Here is a 15,729-nt window from a genome sequence, read left to right as displayed (position 1 = left end):
CCTACGTATGCAACGGGATTCATTATTTGTAGGTCGGCTTAGCGCCAGCGGCGCGTAAGCCGACAGGCACCGAACGAGACATATTTAAAACTAACTAAGGGAATTCATGAAACGCATCAGTCTTACGCAATACCTGGTTGAAGAGCAGCGCTCGAACAACAGCATTCCGGCCGAACTGCGCCTGCTGATCGAAGTCGTCGCGCGCGCCTGCAAGACCATCAGCCATGCCGTCAGCAAGGGCGCGCTCGGTGAAGTGCTGGGCACGGCCGACACGGAAAACGTGCAGGGCGAAGTGCAGAAAAAGCTCGACATCATCTCCAACGAGATCCTGCTGGAAGCGAATGAATGGGGCGGCCACCTGGCGGCCATGGCGTCGGAAGAGATGGAGTCGATCCACCCGATCCCGAACCGCTATCCGAAGGGCGAATACATGCTGCTGTTCGACCCGTTGGATGGCTCGTCGAACATCGACGTCAACGTCTCCATCGGCACCATCTTCTCCGTGCTGAAAGCGCCGGAAGGCATGGGCGAGCCGACGGAAAAGGATTTCATGCAGGCAGGCGCCAAGCAAGTGGCGGCCGGCTACGCCGTGTACGGCCCGCAAACCATGCTGGTGCTGACCTTCGGCAATGGCGTGAATTGCTTCACCCTGGACCGCGAGATGGGTTCGTGGGTCCTCACGCAAAGCAATATGCAGATTCCGCCGACGACGAAGGAATTCGCCATCAATATGTCGAACGCGCGCCACTGGCATCCGCCCGTGAAGCGCTATGTCGACGAACTGCTGGCCGGTGACACGGGCCCGCGCGGCACCAACTTCAACATGCGCTGGATCGCCTCGATGGTGGCCGACGTGCACCGCATCCTGAACCGCGGCGGCATCTTCATGTACCCGGCCGACCTGCGCGACACGTCGATGCCGGGCAAGCTGCGCCTGATGTACGAAGCGAACCCGATGGCCTTCATCGTCGAACAGGCTGGCGGCGCCGCCACCGACGGCCAGCAGCGCATCATGGACATCGTCCCGCACAAGCTGCACCAGCGCGTGCCCGTCTTCCTCGGCTCGAAGGACGAAGTGGCCCGCGTCACGGCCTACCACGCTGAGTAAAAAAACGGCACTTTCCCACGATTTTCAGCGGCCCGCAGCCGGGCCGCTAAAAAAATGCAAAAAAGTTCGCGTTGACACTAGCAAATTTTGTGCATTGTTTGTAGAATGTGGGTCTTCGCCGTTGTAGCTCAGTTGGTAGAGCAGCACATTCGTAATGTGAAGGTCGCCAGTTCGATTCCGGCCAACGGCACCAAGTTTCATCAGAAAACCCGCTCACTTGCAAAAGTCAGCGGGTTTTTTGTTTTTGTCATCCTTCCGGCGTCATATCCACTGATCGTTCTCCACCGTGCGCTCGCCCGCGCCGCCGTCGCCCGTGTTGACCACGCCGCGCGGCTCGATCAGCAGCAGCCTCGTTTCGGCAAGGGCGCACGGCTTGTGTTCCACGCCCTTGGGCACCACCGCCATCTGGCCGGCAGTCAGCACGATGGCGTGTCCTTGCGCATAGCCAGGGCCGCGCAGGGCGATGCGCAATTCGCCGTCCAGCACGATGAAGGTTTCATCCGTATCGGCATGCCGGTGCCACTGGAATTGACCGAATACCTTGACGACCTTGAACTGGTAGTCATTCATTTCGGCGATGACGCGCGGCTGCCAATGCCCGTCGATCAGGTCGATCTTGCCTGCCAGGTCGATGGACTGGCCCTGGCCGCGCGTGGTGGTGGTGTCTGGCATGCTGTACTCCGTTCAAGTGGCGATGCAGCCAGAATACGCAGGCGCTTGCCAGCCGTATTGAACGATCGTGGGTGTTTTCAGCGTGTGCTGGCGCCGCCAGCGTAACGCAGCCAGCGGCCGGGCGTGAGTCCATGGGTTTTCAGGAAATGCCGCGTCATGTGGCTCTGGTCGGCAAAGCCTGCCGCCATGGCGGCCGAGGCGAGCGTGGCGCCACCCAAGGGCAGGCGCCGCACCATTTCCAGGCGCCGCATCGTCAGATAGCGGTATGGGCTGGTGCCATGGAAAACGCGAAAGTCATGCGACAGGCTCCAGCGGTCGCGTCCCGTCGCCGCTTCGAGTTCCTCCAGGGTGACGGCGCGCGTGCAGTGCGCCTGCAGGTAGTCGCGCGCGCGCCGCGCCGCCAGGTAGTCGCCTTTTGGACGCTGCGCCGGCGTGCCGGCCGCCGCCGCCAGCGCATGCGCCAGTTCGGCCAGCGCCTCGCTTTGTTCCAGCGCTTCGAGCGGATGGCCGTCGTGCGGCAGCAGGGCGCAGGTGGCCGCCGCCAGGCGGGGATCGGTCGACACGCCGCCTTCGATGAAGGGCAAGGCGCGTCCGCCCAGCACGTCCTGGAACAGCGCCGGTTCGATATACAGCATGCGGTAACGGAAGCCGGCCTCGGTACCGGCCTGGCCATCGTGGGCCTCGTCGGGATGCAGGATCATGGTATTGCCGGGCAGGCTGTCGCGCTGACCCCTGCGATAGCTGAAACGCTGCACGCCGGCCAGCGTGCGGCCGATGGCGTAGGTGTCGTGGCGGTGCATGGCATAGGCCTTGCCCTGGAACCACGCCTCGATGCGTTCGATTCCGTGTACCGGTTCGGCGCACTTGACCCAGTCGCCAAGCGCCGGTGCTGATGCTTGCTTCATGGTGTCTGTTCGCAGATGCCTGCCCTGGTTGTGGAACGCAGACTGTACGCGCCGCGCGCAGGGCTGTCCACGAAAACCGTGCCTCAGAAGTTGTGCCTGATCCCCAGCACCAGGCCCGACAGGGTGGCGCCCTGCGTTTCCCCATCGCGTCCCAGGCCGTTGATGGCAAAGCCGGCGATGCCGTTGCGGCCATTGGCCAGCCGCGTGTAGTAGGCATACAGGCTGCTGCGTTTCGACAGCTGGTAGTCGTAGCCGATGGTGGCGTGGGTGGCGCCCGTGCCGTCTCCCGCGCGCACGGTGCCGATGGTTTCCAGCGCGCTGCCGCTGGCGCTTTGCGCGTGGGCCAGGCCGACACGCAGGCCATGGCGGCCGAACTGGCGCGTGGCCGAGATATACGCCGTGCGCCGGCGCAGCTCTCCCGTCGCCGTGGCATAGCGCAGGCTTTCCACTGCCACCGCCAGCTGCGTGGCGCTGTCAACGCGCCACGCGATGGCCAGCTTGCTGCCACGGTCGGACAGTGCGCGTCCCTGGTAGTCGCGGTGCTCTTCATGCGCCACGGTGGCGTACAGGGCGCCGCCGTCGTAGAGCAGGGCGGCCGACGTCAGTGACGGATGCGCGCCGCTGGCCGGCCGTTCTTCCGCCATGCCGCGCGCCACGCGCAGCGACCAGCCCTGCCACTGCGGCGTCCAGTAATGCACGCTGTTCTGCTGGCGCCGGTCGAACGAGTACGCGTTGCTGGTATTGTTTTCGGTGGCGCCCGCACCGTTGCCCATCAGGCTCATGTAGCCGGCCGTGGTGGGGTAGAACGGGTCGAGCGCGGAGGTGGCGCTGTTGTAGGGCAGGGTCCAGTTGCCGGCAAACAGCGTGCCCCACGGCCCGGCGATGCCGACGCGCGTGTCGCGCGCGGCGATGGACCCGGCGCCCGTGTCGGGCGACAAGGTGCCCTCGACCTGGAACAGCGCCTGCCAGCCGCCGCCCAGGTCTTCGCTGCCGCGAACACCGAGTACCGAACGGTTGTTGGAGACGCGCTGCACGCCGTCGCCGCCGCCGGACGCATGCAGCGCTTCGAGCGCCACGTTCAGGCGGCCGTACAACTGCACATTTTCCTGTGCCGCGGCGGGCAGTGCCGCCGCCAGTGCCAGGGCACCGGCAGCGCATGAAAACACGCGCGTCATACGCACCTCAGAACGCAAAGCAGCTGCATCCCAGCGCGCCCCAGAAGCCGGAGTGGCTGGAGACGGGCACGGAACTCTTGCGCGCCACGTCGTGGGCGTGAGCGTGCACGCCGCAGGCGCCCTGGCACTGGTGCTGCTGCATGACGCCGGTTTTTTGCGGTGGCGCGGCGCGGTAGTGGCCGGCCACGTTTTTCACGGGCGACCAATCGGGCAGCACGGGAATCGGAGGTGGCGCCAGTGGCGTAAATTCCGCCTGGCCGTAGACGATCTTGCCGCCGACGATGGTGAGCACGGATTCGATGGACTTGATCGCCTCTTCATCGATGCTGAAAAAGTCCGCGCTCAGCACGGCCAGGTCGGCCAGCATGCCTTCCTGGATGCGGCCCTTCTTGCCCTGCTCGCTGGAGAACCAGGCGCTGCCCGCCGTCCACAGTTCCAGCGCCGTATCGCGCGACAAACGGCTGCCCGCGTCGTACAGGCGCAAGCCGCCCACGGTGCGGCCCGATACGAGCCAGTACAGCGCCGTCCACGGGTTGTAGCTGGCGACCCGGGTCGCGTCCGTGCCGCCGCCGACGGGCACGCCCGTTTGCAGCATGCGCGCGATGGGCGGCGTGGCCTTGGCCGCTTCCGCGCCGTAGCGGTCGACAAAGTATTCGCCCTGGAAGGCCATGCGGTGCTGGATGGCGATGCCGCCGCCCAGCGCCTTGACCCGGTCGATGTTTTTCGGCGTGATGGTTTCGCAGTGGTCGAACATCCAGTGCAGGCCGTCGAACGGGATATCGCGGTTGACCTTTTCAAACACCGTCAGCATGCGGGCTATCGATTCGTCATAGGTGGCGTGCAGGCGGAACGGCCAGCGTTTGGAGACCAGGTGGCGCACGACCTTTTCCAGTTCGTCGTCCATGCCGGGCGCCAGGTCAGGGCGCGGCTCGAGGAAATCCTCGAAGTCGGCGGCCGAAAAGACCAGCATTTCGCCGGCGCCGTTGTGGCGGTAGTAATCGTCGCCCTGGCCAGGCGTGACCATCTCCGTCCATTTCTCGAAATCTTCCAGTTCGCGGCCCTTGTTTTGCGTGAACAGGTTGTAGGCGATGCGTATCGTCAGCTGCTCTTTTTGCGCCAGTTCCTCGACCACCGCGTAGTCTTCCGGATAATTCTGGAAGCCGCCGCCCGCGTCAATGGCGCTGGTCAGGCCAAGCCGGTTCAGTTCGCGCATGAACTGGCGCGTGGAATTGACTTGCAATTCGCGCGGCAGGGTTGGACCCTTGGCCAGGGTCGCATATAAAATCATGGCGTTTGGGCGGGCGATCAGCATGCCGGTCGGATTGCCGGCCGCGTCGCGCACGATTTCGCCGCCGGGCGGGTTCGGCGTATTCTTGTCGTAGCCGACCACGCGCAGGGCGGCGCGGTTGAGCAGGGCGCGGTCGTACAGGTGCAGGATGAAGACGGGGGTGTCGGGCGCGGCCGCATTGATTTCATCAAGGGTCGGCATGCGTTTTTCCGCGAACTGGAATTCGTTCCAGCCGCCCACGACGCGCACCCACTGCGGGTTCGGCGTGCGCAGCGCCTGTTCCTTCAGCATGCGCAGGGCGTCGGCCAGCGAGGGCACGCCTTCCCAGCGCAATTCCAGGTTGTAGTTCAAGCCGCCGCGGATCAGGTGCAGGTGCGAGTCGTTCAGGCCGGGAATCACCGTGCGGCCACCGAGGTCGACCACGCGGCTGTGGGGCGTGCGATGGCGCATGACGTCATCGGCATCGCCCACGGCGAGGAATTTGCCGTCGGCGATGGCCACCGCGCTCGCTTGCGGGCAGCTTTTATCGACGGTATGGAAACAGCCGTTGAGCAGTATCAAGGGGGCGGCGGCGGGGAGGGTATGTTCTGGCATGGTGCAGCTCCATGGTTGCGGTGCGGGGAGGCCGGCGTGCGCGGCGCGAAAGTCACTTCGGCCAGTGTAGCGGACGTTCCAGGCTTGAACACGGGCCAAAAGATCAGGTGAAGCGTGGCGCACTGGCCGAATGGCGGGGGCGGCCGCCGGCCGCATGGCTTACCATGCAGGCAGTGGCGCCGGGGCGCTTCCCTGGCGCGTTTTTTGTTTTTTTTAGTGCATTGCACGGTATCGGGAGTCATTCGATGGATCAGCCACCACACAGCCGCTTGTTCGGCACCAGCCTGGGATTTTTAGCCGGGTATGTCGATACCCTGGGTTTTATTGCCCTCTTTGGCCTGTTTACGGCCCATGTCACGGGCAACTTCGTGCTGATCGGCGCCGCCCTGGCGGACGCATCGCGCGTGTCCATCCTGTTGAAGTTTCTCGCTTTTCCCGCCTTTATCGCCGGCGTGGCCGTCACGCGCCTGATGGTGCTGGCCGTCGAGCGCCGCGCCGGCCCGTCGCTGACCCTGGCCATGCTGCTGCAGTGGGCCTTGCTGGCCGGCTTCATGGTGTTTGGCATCCTGGCCGAACCGATCGGCAAGGACGTCAGTTCCATGGCCATGGTGGCCGGTTTGCTGGGCACGGCCGCCATGGGCGTGCACAGCGCCACCAGCCGGTTGCTGCTGGCGCACCTGGCACCCACCTCCATGATGACGGGAAACGTGACGCAGATCGTCATCGACACCGTCGACGTGTTGCGCGGCGCGGCCGATGCCGCCACCCATGCGCGCTGTGGCAAGTTCTTCTGGCCGCTGGCAGCGTTCGCCCTGGGCGCCATCGCCGCCGCCTTTGCCTACCTGGCTGTCGGCTTCGTGGCGCTGGCCGTGCCCTTGCTGCTGCTCGCCGGCCTGATCATCGTGCAGCACCGCAGCGGCCGCGCGGCCGTGCCTGCCGCCTGACCGGCCGTGCGCCTGCCCGTCCTGGCTGCGCTGTGCTGGCTGCTGCTGTTGTTCAGTCCTCCCGGACTGGCCATCGACGCGGCGCGCGGCATCCACCAGCTGCAGCACACCAGCTGGACGTCCAGGGATGGCGCGCCGGACGATATCAGCGTCATCGCCCAAGGCGGCGATGGCTTCCTGTGGCTGGGCACCCATTCGGGCCTGGTGCGTTTTGACGGCCTGCGTTTCGAGCCCTTGCGCGCGCGCCAGGGCGCGTTTCCCGATACGGTGACCCTGGCCCTCAAGCGCGCGGCCGACGGCGGCATGTGGGTGGGGTGGCAAGTGGGCGGCATCAGCCATGTCAAGGATGGCGTGGTGCGCAATTACGGCGAGGCGCAGGGCGTGCGGCCCGGTTCCGTCTGGGGTTTCGCCATCGACGCCACGGGCGCCGTGTGGGCCGCCGGCGTGGCCGGGGTGTCGCGCTTCGACGGCCGGCGCTGGCAGGCGATGGGTCCGGCGCAGGGCTACACGGCGCAAAAAGCCTCCGCCGTGTTCGCGGACCGGGACGGCAGGCTGGGCGTGTTCAGCGAACGGGGCCTGTTTATCTGGCAGCCGGGCCAGGCGCGCTTCGCGCCGCCCGTGGGCCGCCTCGACTTGCGCGCGCCGCCGCAGCAGGGACCGGACGGCCGCCTGTATCTGCTGGAGCTGCGCGGCATCCGCATCATCGACTCGCTCGAGCGCTACGACCGGCTCGACCACCGCTGGATCTACCGCGATACGAGCGGCACCAGCGGCAGCATGCTGGTCGACCGTCAGGGCACCTTGTGGTTCGACAGCCAGTTCGGCTTGCACCGCACGCGCAGCGCCGGCGCGCTGGGGCCGCAGCAGCTGGGCATCAGCGGCGACACGGAATCGTTCCTGCCCCGCGACGGCTTGAGCAATGTGCTGATCGGTTCCCTGTGCGACGACAACGAAGGCAATGTCTGGGTCGCCACGTATGCTGGCCTGGACCGCTTCCGCCAGGCCGCGCCCGTGATCCTCAGCGCGCGCGCGGGACCCGAGGCGCCCGAAGCCTTCCGTGCGCAGCAGCTGTCGCCCGGCACCGGCGGGCGCATGTGGCTGTCGAAGGAGGGCGATACGCCGCTGATGCTGGCGGCGCACGACGGCAAGGTCTTGCGCGCGCCCGCGCTGGGACCGATCACGGCCATCATGGCGGCGCCGCGCGGCATCCGCGTCGGCGCCCGTGCCGGCTTGCTGCGGCTCGATGGCGACGATGGCCGCGTGCTCGAGACGATTGCCTATCCGCCGGAAGCGGCCGCCTTGAAACGGGTGCGCATGGCGGTGAACGCGCCCGACGGCAGCCTGTGGGCGATTTTCAGCGGCGCCGGCGTATTCCAGTACGCGGACGGCGCATGGCGGCGCGAACCGGCCTTGCCCGAGGGCGGGCGCAAGGTGCCGCTGGCGTTGCTGGCCGATGCGGCCGGCCGTTTGTGGCTGTCCTATCCGGACGGCAGCGTGGCGGTGCTGGACGGCGGGCGCCTGGCCAGCTACGGCCCCGCACAGGGCATGGACCTGGGCAAGGTACCGGCGCTGCTCGAGACGGGCGGCCAGCTGCTGGCGGGCGGCCAGCAGGGGCTGGCGCTGTGGCGCGACGGGCGCTTCGTATCGCTGCGCGCGGCGTCGGCCGGCGTTTTCGATGGCGTGGTCGGCATGCTGCGCGCGCGCGACGGCAGCCTGTGGCTCAATACGGGCAATGGCGCCGTGCGCGCGGCCGCCGCCGAGGTGGCGCAGGCCCTGCGCGACCCGTCGCATTCCATGCAGGCGCAGTTGTACGATGGCGCCGATGGCTTGAACGGCAAAATGAGCTTGCTGCATAACGGTTCGATCGCCGAAGCGGACGATGGCAAAATCTGGTTTTCGCGCCAGAGCGCGACGTTCTGGATCGACCCGCGCCAGCCGGCGCCGCCGCTGCCGGCGCCGCAGACGGAGATCGGGGCATTGATGGTCGATGGCCAGCGCGTCGCCGTCGCCGATTATGCGCGCCTGCCGGGCGGCACGCGCGGCGTGCAGTTCGCCTACAACGCCAGCAGCCTGGGCGCACCGGCCCGCCTGCGCTTCCGCTACCGGCTCGAAGGCTACGACAGGGACTGGCAGAATGCGGACGAGCGGCGCCAGGCGCAATACACGGGCCTGGGGCCGGGCGCCTACCGCTTCCAGGTGATGGCCATCAATGGCGACGGCGTGGCCAGCGCGGTGGCGCAACTGCCGTTCCGCGTGCTGCCTGCCTTTTATCAGACCTGGTGGTTCCGCAGCCTGTGCGCGGCGGCGTTGCTGGCGGCCGCGTATGGCGCCTACCGCTGGCGGCTGCGCGAGCACGCCGCGCGCCTGCAGACGCGGATGGAGGCGCAGCAGGCCGAGCGCGAACGCATCGCGCGCGAACTGCACGATACCCTGCTGCAGGGCACGCAGGCGATGATCCTGCACTTTCACAATGCCAGCATGGCCATCGCCGAGGATGATCCCGCGCGCGCCGCCATGCTGCGCGCGCTCGACGACGCCGACCGCATGCTGGGCGAGGGGCGCGACCACGTGCACGACCTGCGCGCCGGCGACGATGCCGGCGCGCGCTGGAGCGCCATCCTGCAGCGCGAAGGCGAACGGCTGGCGGCGCAGCACGGCATCGTGTTCCGCTACGCGGAGGACGGCGAGGCGCGCATGCTGCATGCGCGCGCCGCGCACGAGATCTACCGCATCGCCAGCGAGGCGCTGCGCAATGCCTTCCGGCATGCGCGCGCGCAGGTGGTCGAGGTGACGGTGCGCTATGCGTGCGGAGGCATCGAACTGCTCGTGCGCGACGATGGCCAGGGCTTGCCGCCCGTGGTGGCGGCGAACGGACAGATTCCCGGACACTGGGGCATGCCCGGCATGCGCGAGCGCGCCGCGAAACTCGGTGCGCGCCTGTCCGTGGGCGGGCGCGACGGGGGCGGCACGCAATGGCGCCTGCGGGTGCCGGCGCGCCGCGCCTGGCCGCTGGCGCAAGGCCCGCTGCGCCGCTGGTGGCGGCGCTGGCGCCGCTCAGGCGTCGAGGATGCCGCGCCGTAGCGCGATGGTGACGGCGTGGGTGCGGTCCCTGGCGCCCAGCTTGGCCAGGATGGTGCTCATGTGCGCCTTGACGGTTTCTTCCTTGATCTGCAGCAGGGCGCCCGTTTCGCGGTTGGAATTGCCTTGCGCGACCTGCTTGAGCACGTCCAGTTCGCGGTTCGACAGCACGTCGCTGCACGCATACAGGGCCAGCTCCGCCTCGATCTCGGGCGTGATGTGGCGCCGCCCCGCGTGCACGTTCTGTATCGCCGCCAGCAATTCGTGGCGCAGCGCGCTTTTCAGCACATAGCCGCACGCGCCCGCACGGATGGCGCGCAGCACCTGCGTGTCGCCCTTGTAGGTGGTCAGCACGATGATGCGCGCCTGCGGATGGCGCGCGCGGATGGCGCCAATCGCGTCAAGGCCGCTCATGACCGGCATCTGCAAATCCATCAGCGTGACATCGGGCAGCAGCGCGTCAAATTGCCGCACCGCCTGCTGGCCGTCGGTGGCCTGGCCCACCAGCACCACGCCGGGAAAGGCGCGCAGCAGGGCCGCGATACCGTCGAGCAGCAACTGGTGGTCGTCGGCGATGAGGACGCGTATCGGTGCCGTATCGCTGCGCATGGTGTTGTCTGGCAAAGAGGAGTTAGCGATCAAGAGTCGTCGGAGCATGGTGAGCAAAAGGTATTTTACCGCAGCGCCCGCCCTGCTGCAGGGGGTATTTCCCATAGGCAATCACCATGCCAGCCTATATTTAGATAGTGGTGCGGGCGCGGCGCCAGGCATACGATGCACGGCAGTACCCACTCAACCCTTTTTTTCATGGATGACATCATGACCAATCCGAAACTGGAAGTCCTTACCCCCGACAATTGCCAGATCATTTTCATCGACCAGCAGCCGCAAATGGCGTTCGGCGTGCAGTCGATGGACCGCCAGGCGCTGAAAAACAATACCGTGGGCCTGGCCAAGGCCGCCAAGGTGTTCAACATCCCCACCATCATCACCACGGTGGAAACGGAAAGCTTCTCCGGCCACACCTATCCGGAACTGCTCGACGTCTTCCCGGGCAAGGATATCCTCGAGCGCAGCTCGATGAATTCGTGGGATGACCAGAAGGTGCGCGATGCGCTGGCCGCCAACGGCAAGAAGAAAGTCGTCGTGTCGGGCCTGTGGACGGAAGTGTGCAACAACAGCTTCGCCCTGTGCGCGATGCTCGAAGGCGACTACGAAATCTACATGGTGGCCGATGCATCGGGCGGCACCTCGAAGGAAGCGCACGACTACGCCATGCAGCGCATGATCCAGGCCGGCGTGGTGCCGGTGACGTGGCAGCAGGTGCTGCTGGAATGGCAGCGCGACTGGGCGCACAAGGCAACCTACGACGCCGTCATGGCCATCGTGCGCGAACATTCGGGCGCCTACGGCATGGGCGTCGACTACGCCTACACGATGGTGCACAAGGCGCCGCAGCGCATCCACGGCGAACACGCCACCCTGGCGCCGGTGCCGGCCAAGTAATCGCCGCGCGGCTGTGCCATGCGCCGCGCGCCTGACCGCGCGCGGCGTTTTTTTTTCATCGAAAGGAATGCGCCATGAAGTTATATGTGATTTCGCTGGCCGTGGGTTTGCTCGTTGGCATCATCTACGCCGTCTTGCAGGTACGCTCGCCGGCGCCGCCAGCCATTGCCCTGATCGGCCTGCTGGGCATGCTGATCGGCGAACAGATCGTCCCCAGCGTCAAGCGCCTGATGGCGGGCGAAGCCGTGACGGTGTCGTGGCTGCGCAGTGAATGCGTGCCGAAAATCAGCGGCGTGGAAGCGAAGCCAACGCTGGCCAAGGCCGCGGCAAAGTTGGATGATGATGCGGCGTAAATGCCGGGGTCAGACCCGGCGGGCCTGACCCCGGTTCCCGGCAGCTAGAATGCGCCCAGCAAGCCGCGCCGGGCGGCCACCGTGGCCGCCTCGGTGCGGCTTGATACGTTGAGCTTGGTCAAAATATTATTCACGTGGAATTTGACGGTGCCCACCTCGATGCCGGCGCTGCGCGCGATCATCTTGTTGCTCATGCCCGCGGACAGGTGCAGCAGGATGTCGTGCTCGCGTTTCGACAGGCGGTTCGCCTCGATGCGGCCGGCCTGCTGCGCCGCCAGTTCGGGCGGCAGGTATTGCCTGCCGCCGGCCACCTGGCCGATGCATTGCGTCAGTTGCAGGAAGCCGGAGTCCTTCAGCAGGTAGCCGCGCGCGCCGGCGCGCAAGGCCCGGTGCACGCTGTCCTCACCCTGGTAGGTGGTGAGGATGACGATCTTCGCTTGCGGGTCGTCCGCGCAGATGCGCTCGATCGCCTCGACGCCATGCATCTCCGGCATGTTCAAATCCATCAGCACCACGTCGGGCCGCAATTGCCGGTACAGCTCCACGGCGGCGAGGCCCGTGCCGGCCTGGCCCAGCAGGCGCAGTCCAGGCAGTGATGCGATCAGCGAGGCCAGGCCGGCCAGGATCAGCGGGTGGTCGTCGGCGATCAGGAGGGTAATCGGCGCATCGGCCGGGGGAATGGTCGTGTCCATGGTTGTCTTCATTGAGCTGGCAGGGTGAAGTGGAAGACGCTGCCGTGGGGTGCGCCGGGCGCATGCCACAGGCGGCCGCCATGCGCGTCGACGATGCGGCGGCAGATGGCCAGGCCCATGCCCATGCCGTCCGGCTTGCTGGAATACAGGGCATCGTACAGGCGGCCTGCCGCCTGCGGCGCGATGCCGGTGCCATTGTCGGCGATGCTGAAATGCTGCACGCCCCCATCCAGTTGCGAAGACAGCAGCACCGTGCGCGGGCGGCCGCTCGTATCGCGAAGGGCTTCGATGGCGTTCATCAGCAGGTTCAGGAGGACTTGCCGGAATTGCACCGGGTCGGCGTGCAGCAGCGGGCGGCCAGGTGCCAGCTGGGTTTCCAGGTGGATGGCGTGGCGCTGCAATGGCGCGCGCAGCAGCGGCAGCAGGTCCTGCACGGCGTCGTCGGCCACAAAATGATCGTGGCTGCCCGGCGCCTTGCAGGCCAGCCCATGCACGCTGCGCAGCACGGCGCTGGCGTGGCTGCCGGCGCTGGCTACGAGGGCCAGCGCCGCGCGTGCCTCGTCGAGGCGCGGAGGATCGTGATCGAGCCAGCGCAAGGCGGCATCGGCATTGAGCGCGATGGCCGCCAGCGGCTGGCGCACCTCGTGCGCGACCGATGCGGCAAATTCGCCCATGCCGTCCATGCCGCCCAGGCGTTGCGCCTGTGCCAGGCCGGCGTCGTGCTTCTGATGGGAATAATACATGCTGGCCATCGCCGTGCTCCTGTCGCTGTCGCGGCGTATGCCGCATTGCAACAAGTATGCACGCGCCGTCAGGCAAGGCAGTTATACGAATGGGGGAGGCGGGCGGTTTTTTTAGGCGGCGGGGACGATAAACACCGCCGGGCGGGCCGGCGGTGCGGGAAGCGAAGAACGGATCAGGACTTGATAAAGGCCAGCAAGTCTTCGTTCAGGCGGTCCTTGTGGGTGGCCGGCAAGCCGTGCGGCGCGCCTTCATAGATGACCAGCTTGGCGTTCTTGATGAGCTTGGCCGCGGCCTTGCCGGACGCGTCGATCGGCACGATCTGGTCGTCGCCGCCGTGTACCACCAGGGTCGGCACGGAGATTTTCTTCAGGTCGGCCGTGAAGTCGGTCTCGGAAAACTGCTTGATGCAATCGTAGGCGTTCTTGATGCCGCACTGCATGCCCTGCAGCCAGAAGGTGTCGCGCATGCCTTGCGAGACCTTGTTGCCGGGACGGTTGGCGCCGAAGAACGGCACGGTCAGGTCCTTGAAGAATTGCGAACGGTCGGCCAGCACGCCGGCGCGGATGCCGTCAAACACCGACATCGGCAGACCGCCCGGATTGGTATCCGACTTGACCATCTGCGGCGGCACGGCGCCCACCAGCACGGCCTTGGCCACGCGCTTTTCGCCATGGCGGCCGATATAACGCGCCACTTCGCCGCCGCCCGTCGAATGGCCGACCAGGGTCGCGCCCTTGATGTCGAGCGCGTCGAGCAGGGTGGCCAGGTCGTCGGCGTAGGTATCCATGTCATTGCCCTGCCATGGCTGGCTCGACAGGCCGTGGCCGCGTCGGTCGTGCGCGATCACGCGGTAGCCGTGGCTGGCCAGGAACATCATCTGGTCTTCCCAGGCGTCGCCCTGCAGCGGCCAGCCGTGGCTGAAGACGACGGGCGTGCCCGTGCCCCAGTCCTTGAAGTGGATGACGGTGCCGTCCTTGACGGTGACGCTGTTGACGGTGAGCTTGCCCGGCGCGGTGGCGGCGGCAGCGGCAGGCTTGGCGGCGGCGCTGGCGCCACCGGCGGCCAGCAGGCCCGCACCGGCGGCCACGCCGGCGACGCTGACGAGCAGCTTGCGGCGGGAAGTGACTTCTTCGGCTTCGATTTTCTTCGACATGATGCATTTCCTTCGGGGATGGGGGAGGGAGGCCGGTTACGGCCTGGACCAGTGATGGCATCGGCCAGTCTAGGCCTTCGCGCGCGCCGGCGCCTCTGCCAAAAGACCAGTCGCGTCCAGGCGCCCGCCTGCCTATGATGGCTGGCAGCGGCGCGCCGCGCCGACTGGCTTTCCCACTGGAGCGATCATGAAGAAAAACTGGATGGCGGCGCTGGCCGGCCCCTTTTTGCCCGATGCGGGTATGCTGTTTGCGCGCCTGACGGGCGCGCTGCTGGTGCTGCACGTGCACGGTCTGCCCAAGCTGCTGCATTTTTCCGATGAGCTGGCGCACATCGACGACCCGCTGCACCTGGGCCGCGCCGTCACCCTGTACTGCGCCCTGTTCGCGGAAATCGTCTGCCCGCTGCTGGTCGCCGCCGGCTTGCTGACGCGCCTGGCCTGTCTGCCATTGCTGTTCCTGCTGGGCGTGTCGATGCTGCTCGTGCACCCGGACTGGAGCATCGCCGATGGCCAGTTCGGCTGGCTGCTGATCATCGTCTTCGGCACGCTCGCCATCAGCGGCGCGGGACGCTATTCGCTCGATGCGCGGTTGCGGGCGTAAGCGGTGATGTCAACGATGTGTCGGGCTACGCTCCGCTAACCCGACCTGCGCCTAAATAACTCCGTCTCACCCCGATCCCCGTCCACCCCACCAGGCTGGCGGGGATTGTTATTTCCAACAGGCATTTAAGTCTGCGCCTCAAGGTGTGGCAGCGCACGGTGGCGCATGGCGGGGGCAGTTAAGGTAGTGCCAACAGCTTGCCGCTGATCCTGTGTTTGATATGGCTCAGCCCGGCAGCGTTTAGCCGCTTCTTTTTCCCCGAAGCGAGGAGAATCATGATTCGGTCACGGCATCGAGCATGGTTGAAATTATTCACTGTTAAAGGAAACCATCATGAACGCGATTGAAAAAACCAGCTCCGATATGAATGGCAATGCCCAGGATGCGCGCCAGGACTTGCACCGCACCATCGACAAGGTGGCAAGCCAGGCCCAGCCCCTGGCCGACAAGGTGGCCACGCGCGCCCACGACGGCGTGGACCAGGTGGGTGAGCGCATCAGCCAGGTCAGCGACAGCGTGAACAAGGCTTCCGAACGCCTGATGGCGCGCGGCAAACAGCTGGGCGCCGCCTGCCAGCGCGCCGGCGAAACGGGCCGCGACTATGTGCGCGAGCGCCCGGCCGTGTCCCTGCTGATTGCCGCTGCGGCCGGTTATGGCCTGTCCAAACTGCTGGGTTCGCGTAAATAAGTTCCGCGCCTTCCTGGAAAGGATTTGTCGTGGGCGCCGTTCCCTTCGCCGTCATGGCGCGGCGGGCCGACGCCCACGCGCACAAGGTAGTAACAAGCAGTAAAGGAGAGTGATGATGCGCTCCATTTTGTTGTGGTTGATCGGCATACCTATTCCCATCATTATTTTGATTGCCCTGTTCGTGCGCTGAATGAGGGAGTTGTAGCGTTCTCCCGGGGCAAACTACTCA

15 protein-coding genes and 1 tRNA gene are annotated in these 15,729 nt (G+C 66.3%); 8 read left to right on the top strand and 8 right to left on the bottom strand.

From position 1 onward, the window contains the following. The first annotated feature begins 106 nt into the window (after positions 1-106). Both CLU90_RS13515 and CLU90_RS13510 read left to right on the top strand, forming a co-directional pair. Positions 107-1,108, top strand: coding sequence for a class 1 fructose-bisphosphatase (locus CLU90_RS13515; protein ID WP_100428159.1), 1,002 nt, complete (start codon positions 107-109; stop codon positions 1,106-1,108). Positions 1,109-1,225: 117 nt separating this feature from the next. Beyond that, positions 1,226-1,301, top strand: a tRNA-Thr gene (locus tag CLU90_RS13510). Positions 1,302-1,369: 68 nt separating this feature from the next. Here the strand turns inward: CLU90_RS13510 and CLU90_RS13505 are convergent. The 4 genes from CLU90_RS13505 to CLU90_RS13490 all read right to left on the bottom strand — a co-directional run bounded on the left by CLU90_RS13505 (position 1,370) and on the right by CLU90_RS13490 (position 5,742). Continuing rightward, the gene (locus tag CLU90_RS13505; RefSeq protein WP_058050509.1) at positions 1,370-1,780 is read right to left on the bottom strand and encodes a cupin domain-containing protein; all 411 of its coding nucleotides are present in this window, start codon (positions 1,778-1,780) and stop codon (positions 1,370-1,372) included. 77 nt (positions 1,781-1,857) lie between these two features. Next, on the bottom strand, positions 1,858-2,685 hold the full coding sequence (locus CLU90_RS13500; RefSeq protein WP_100428158.1) for an AraC family transcriptional regulator: 828 nt from the start codon (positions 2,683-2,685) through the stop codon (positions 1,858-1,860). Between the two features lie 83 nt (positions 2,686-2,768). Beyond that, complete coding sequence (locus CLU90_RS13495; RefSeq protein ID WP_100428157.1) at positions 2,769-3,860, bottom strand: porin; 1,092 nt, start codon at positions 3,858-3,860, stop codon at positions 2,769-2,771. Positions 3,861-3,867: 7 nt separating this feature from the next. After that, positions 3,868-5,742 (bottom strand): amidohydrolase, encoded by a 1,875-nt coding sequence (locus tag CLU90_RS13490; RefSeq protein WP_100428156.1) that lies wholly within the window; start codon positions 5,740-5,742, stop codon positions 3,868-3,870. A 245-nt stretch (positions 5,743-5,987) separates the two neighbouring features. Here CLU90_RS13490 and CLU90_RS13485 point away from each other — a divergent pair, with 245 nt between their 5' ends. Together CLU90_RS13485 and CLU90_RS13480 are read left to right on the top strand one after the other, a co-directional pair. Further along, the gene (locus CLU90_RS13485; RefSeq protein WP_092713839.1) at positions 5,988-6,686 is read left to right on the top strand and encodes a YoaK family protein; all 699 of its coding nucleotides are present in this window, start codon (positions 5,988-5,990) and stop codon (positions 6,684-6,686) included. Positions 6,687-6,692: 6 nt separating this feature from the next. Then, positions 6,693-9,767 (top strand): sensor histidine kinase, encoded by a 3,075-nt coding sequence (locus CLU90_RS13480; RefSeq protein ID WP_100428155.1) that lies wholly within the window; start codon positions 6,693-6,695, stop codon positions 9,765-9,767. On the opposite strand, the gene CLU90_RS13475 is transcribed toward CLU90_RS13480, so the two are convergent. Then, the gene (locus CLU90_RS13475) at positions 9,741-10,373 is read right to left on the bottom strand and encodes a response regulator transcription factor (RefSeq protein WP_092713834.1); all 633 of its coding nucleotides are present in this window, start codon (positions 10,371-10,373) and stop codon (positions 9,741-9,743) included. The genes CLU90_RS13480 and CLU90_RS13475 overlap by 27 nt on opposite strands. 210 nt (positions 10,374-10,583) lie before the next feature. Between CLU90_RS13475 and CLU90_RS13470 the strand changes: the two genes are divergently transcribed. Next, entirely contained in the window at positions 10,584-11,270 is a 687-nt protein-coding gene (locus CLU90_RS13470) for a hydrolase (protein WP_035828118.1), read from the top strand. Positions 11,271-11,344: 74 nt separating this feature from the next. Then, positions 11,345-11,623, top strand: a complete 279-nt coding sequence (locus tag CLU90_RS13465; RefSeq protein ID WP_034747181.1) for a XapX domain-containing protein — start codon at positions 11,345-11,347, stop codon at positions 11,621-11,623. A gap of 44 nt (positions 11,624-11,667) precedes the next feature. Here the strand turns inward: CLU90_RS13465 and CLU90_RS13460 are convergent, their stop codons facing one another. The 3 genes from CLU90_RS13460 to CLU90_RS13450 form a co-directional block, all read right to left on the bottom strand. Next, positions 11,668-12,315, bottom strand: coding sequence for a response regulator (locus CLU90_RS13460; protein ID WP_100428154.1), 648 nt, complete (start codon positions 12,313-12,315; stop codon positions 11,668-11,670). An 8-nt stretch (positions 12,316-12,323) separates the two neighbouring features. Continuing rightward, complete coding sequence (locus tag CLU90_RS13455) at positions 12,324-13,067, bottom strand: sensor histidine kinase (protein ID WP_100428153.1); 744 nt, start codon at positions 13,065-13,067, stop codon at positions 12,324-12,326. Between the two features lie 164 nt (positions 13,068-13,231). Beyond that, the gene (locus CLU90_RS13450; RefSeq protein WP_100428152.1) at positions 13,232-14,212 is read right to left on the bottom strand and encodes an alpha/beta fold hydrolase; all 981 of its coding nucleotides are present in this window, start codon (positions 14,210-14,212) and stop codon (positions 13,232-13,234) included. Positions 14,213-14,399: 187 nt separating this feature from the next. On the opposite strand from CLU90_RS13450, the gene CLU90_RS13445 reads away from it, so the two are divergent. After that, entirely contained in the window at positions 14,400-14,813 is a 414-nt protein-coding gene (locus CLU90_RS13445) for a DoxX family protein (RefSeq protein ID WP_198511209.1), read from the top strand. A 333-nt stretch (positions 14,814-15,146) separates the two neighbouring features. Next, a complete protein-coding gene (locus tag CLU90_RS13440) occupies positions 15,147-15,500 on the top strand; it encodes a DUF883 family protein (protein WP_100428151.1) in 354 nt (117 codons plus the stop codon). Positions 15,501-15,729 lie beyond the last annotated feature (229 nt).

The sequence above is a fragment of the Janthinobacterium sp. 67 genome, from assembly GCF_002797895.1.
GTDB lineage: Bacteria > Pseudomonadota > Gammaproteobacteria > Burkholderiales > Burkholderiaceae_D > Janthinobacterium.
This window is presented reverse-complemented; position numbering and strand designations above follow the sequence as displayed.

Coding starts and splice junctions, on each gene's coding strand:
- CLU90_RS13515 (WP_100428159.1), top strand. CDS start 107: ATGAAACGCATCAGTCTTACGCAATACCTGGTTGAAGAGCAGCGCTCG.
- CLU90_RS13505 (WP_058050509.1), bottom strand. CDS start 1,780: ATGCCAGACACCACCACCACGCGCGGCCAGGGCCAGTCCATCGACCTG.
- CLU90_RS13500 (WP_100428158.1), bottom strand. CDS start 2,685: ATGAAGCAAGCATCAGCACCGGCGCTTGGCGACTGGGTCAAGTGCGCC.
- CLU90_RS13495 (WP_100428157.1), bottom strand. CDS start 3,860: ATGACGCGCGTGTTTTCATGCGCTGCCGGTGCCCTGGCACTGGCGGCG.
- CLU90_RS13490 (WP_100428156.1), bottom strand. CDS start 5,742: ATGCCAGAACATACCCTCCCCGCCGCCGCCCCCTTGATACTGCTCAAC.
- CLU90_RS13485 (WP_092713839.1), top strand. CDS start 5,988: ATGGATCAGCCACCACACAGCCGCTTGTTCGGCACCAGCCTGGGATTT.
- CLU90_RS13475 (WP_092713834.1), bottom strand. CDS start 10,373: ATGCGCAGCGATACGGCACCGATACGCGTCCTCATCGCCGACGACCAC.
- CLU90_RS13470 (WP_035828118.1), top strand. CDS start 10,584: ATGACCAATCCGAAACTGGAAGTCCTTACCCCCGACAATTGCCAGATC.
- CLU90_RS13465 (WP_034747181.1), top strand. CDS start 11,345: ATGAAGTTATATGTGATTTCGCTGGCCGTGGGTTTGCTCGTTGGCATC.
- CLU90_RS13460 (WP_100428154.1), bottom strand. CDS start 12,315: ATGGACACGACCATTCCCCCGGCCGATGCGCCGATTACCCTCCTGATC.
- CLU90_RS13455 (WP_100428153.1), bottom strand. CDS start 13,067: ATGGCCAGCATGTATTATTCCCATCAGAAGCACGACGCCGGCCTGGCA.
- CLU90_RS13450 (WP_100428152.1), bottom strand. CDS start 14,212: ATGTCGAAGAAAATCGAAGCCGAAGAAGTCACTTCCCGCCGCAAGCTG.
- CLU90_RS13445 (WP_198511209.1), top strand. CDS start 14,400: ATGAAGAAAAACTGGATGGCGGCGCTGGCCGGCCCCTTTTTGCCCGAT.
- CLU90_RS13440 (WP_100428151.1), top strand. CDS start 15,147: ATGAACGCGATTGAAAAAACCAGCTCCGATATGAATGGCAATGCCCAG.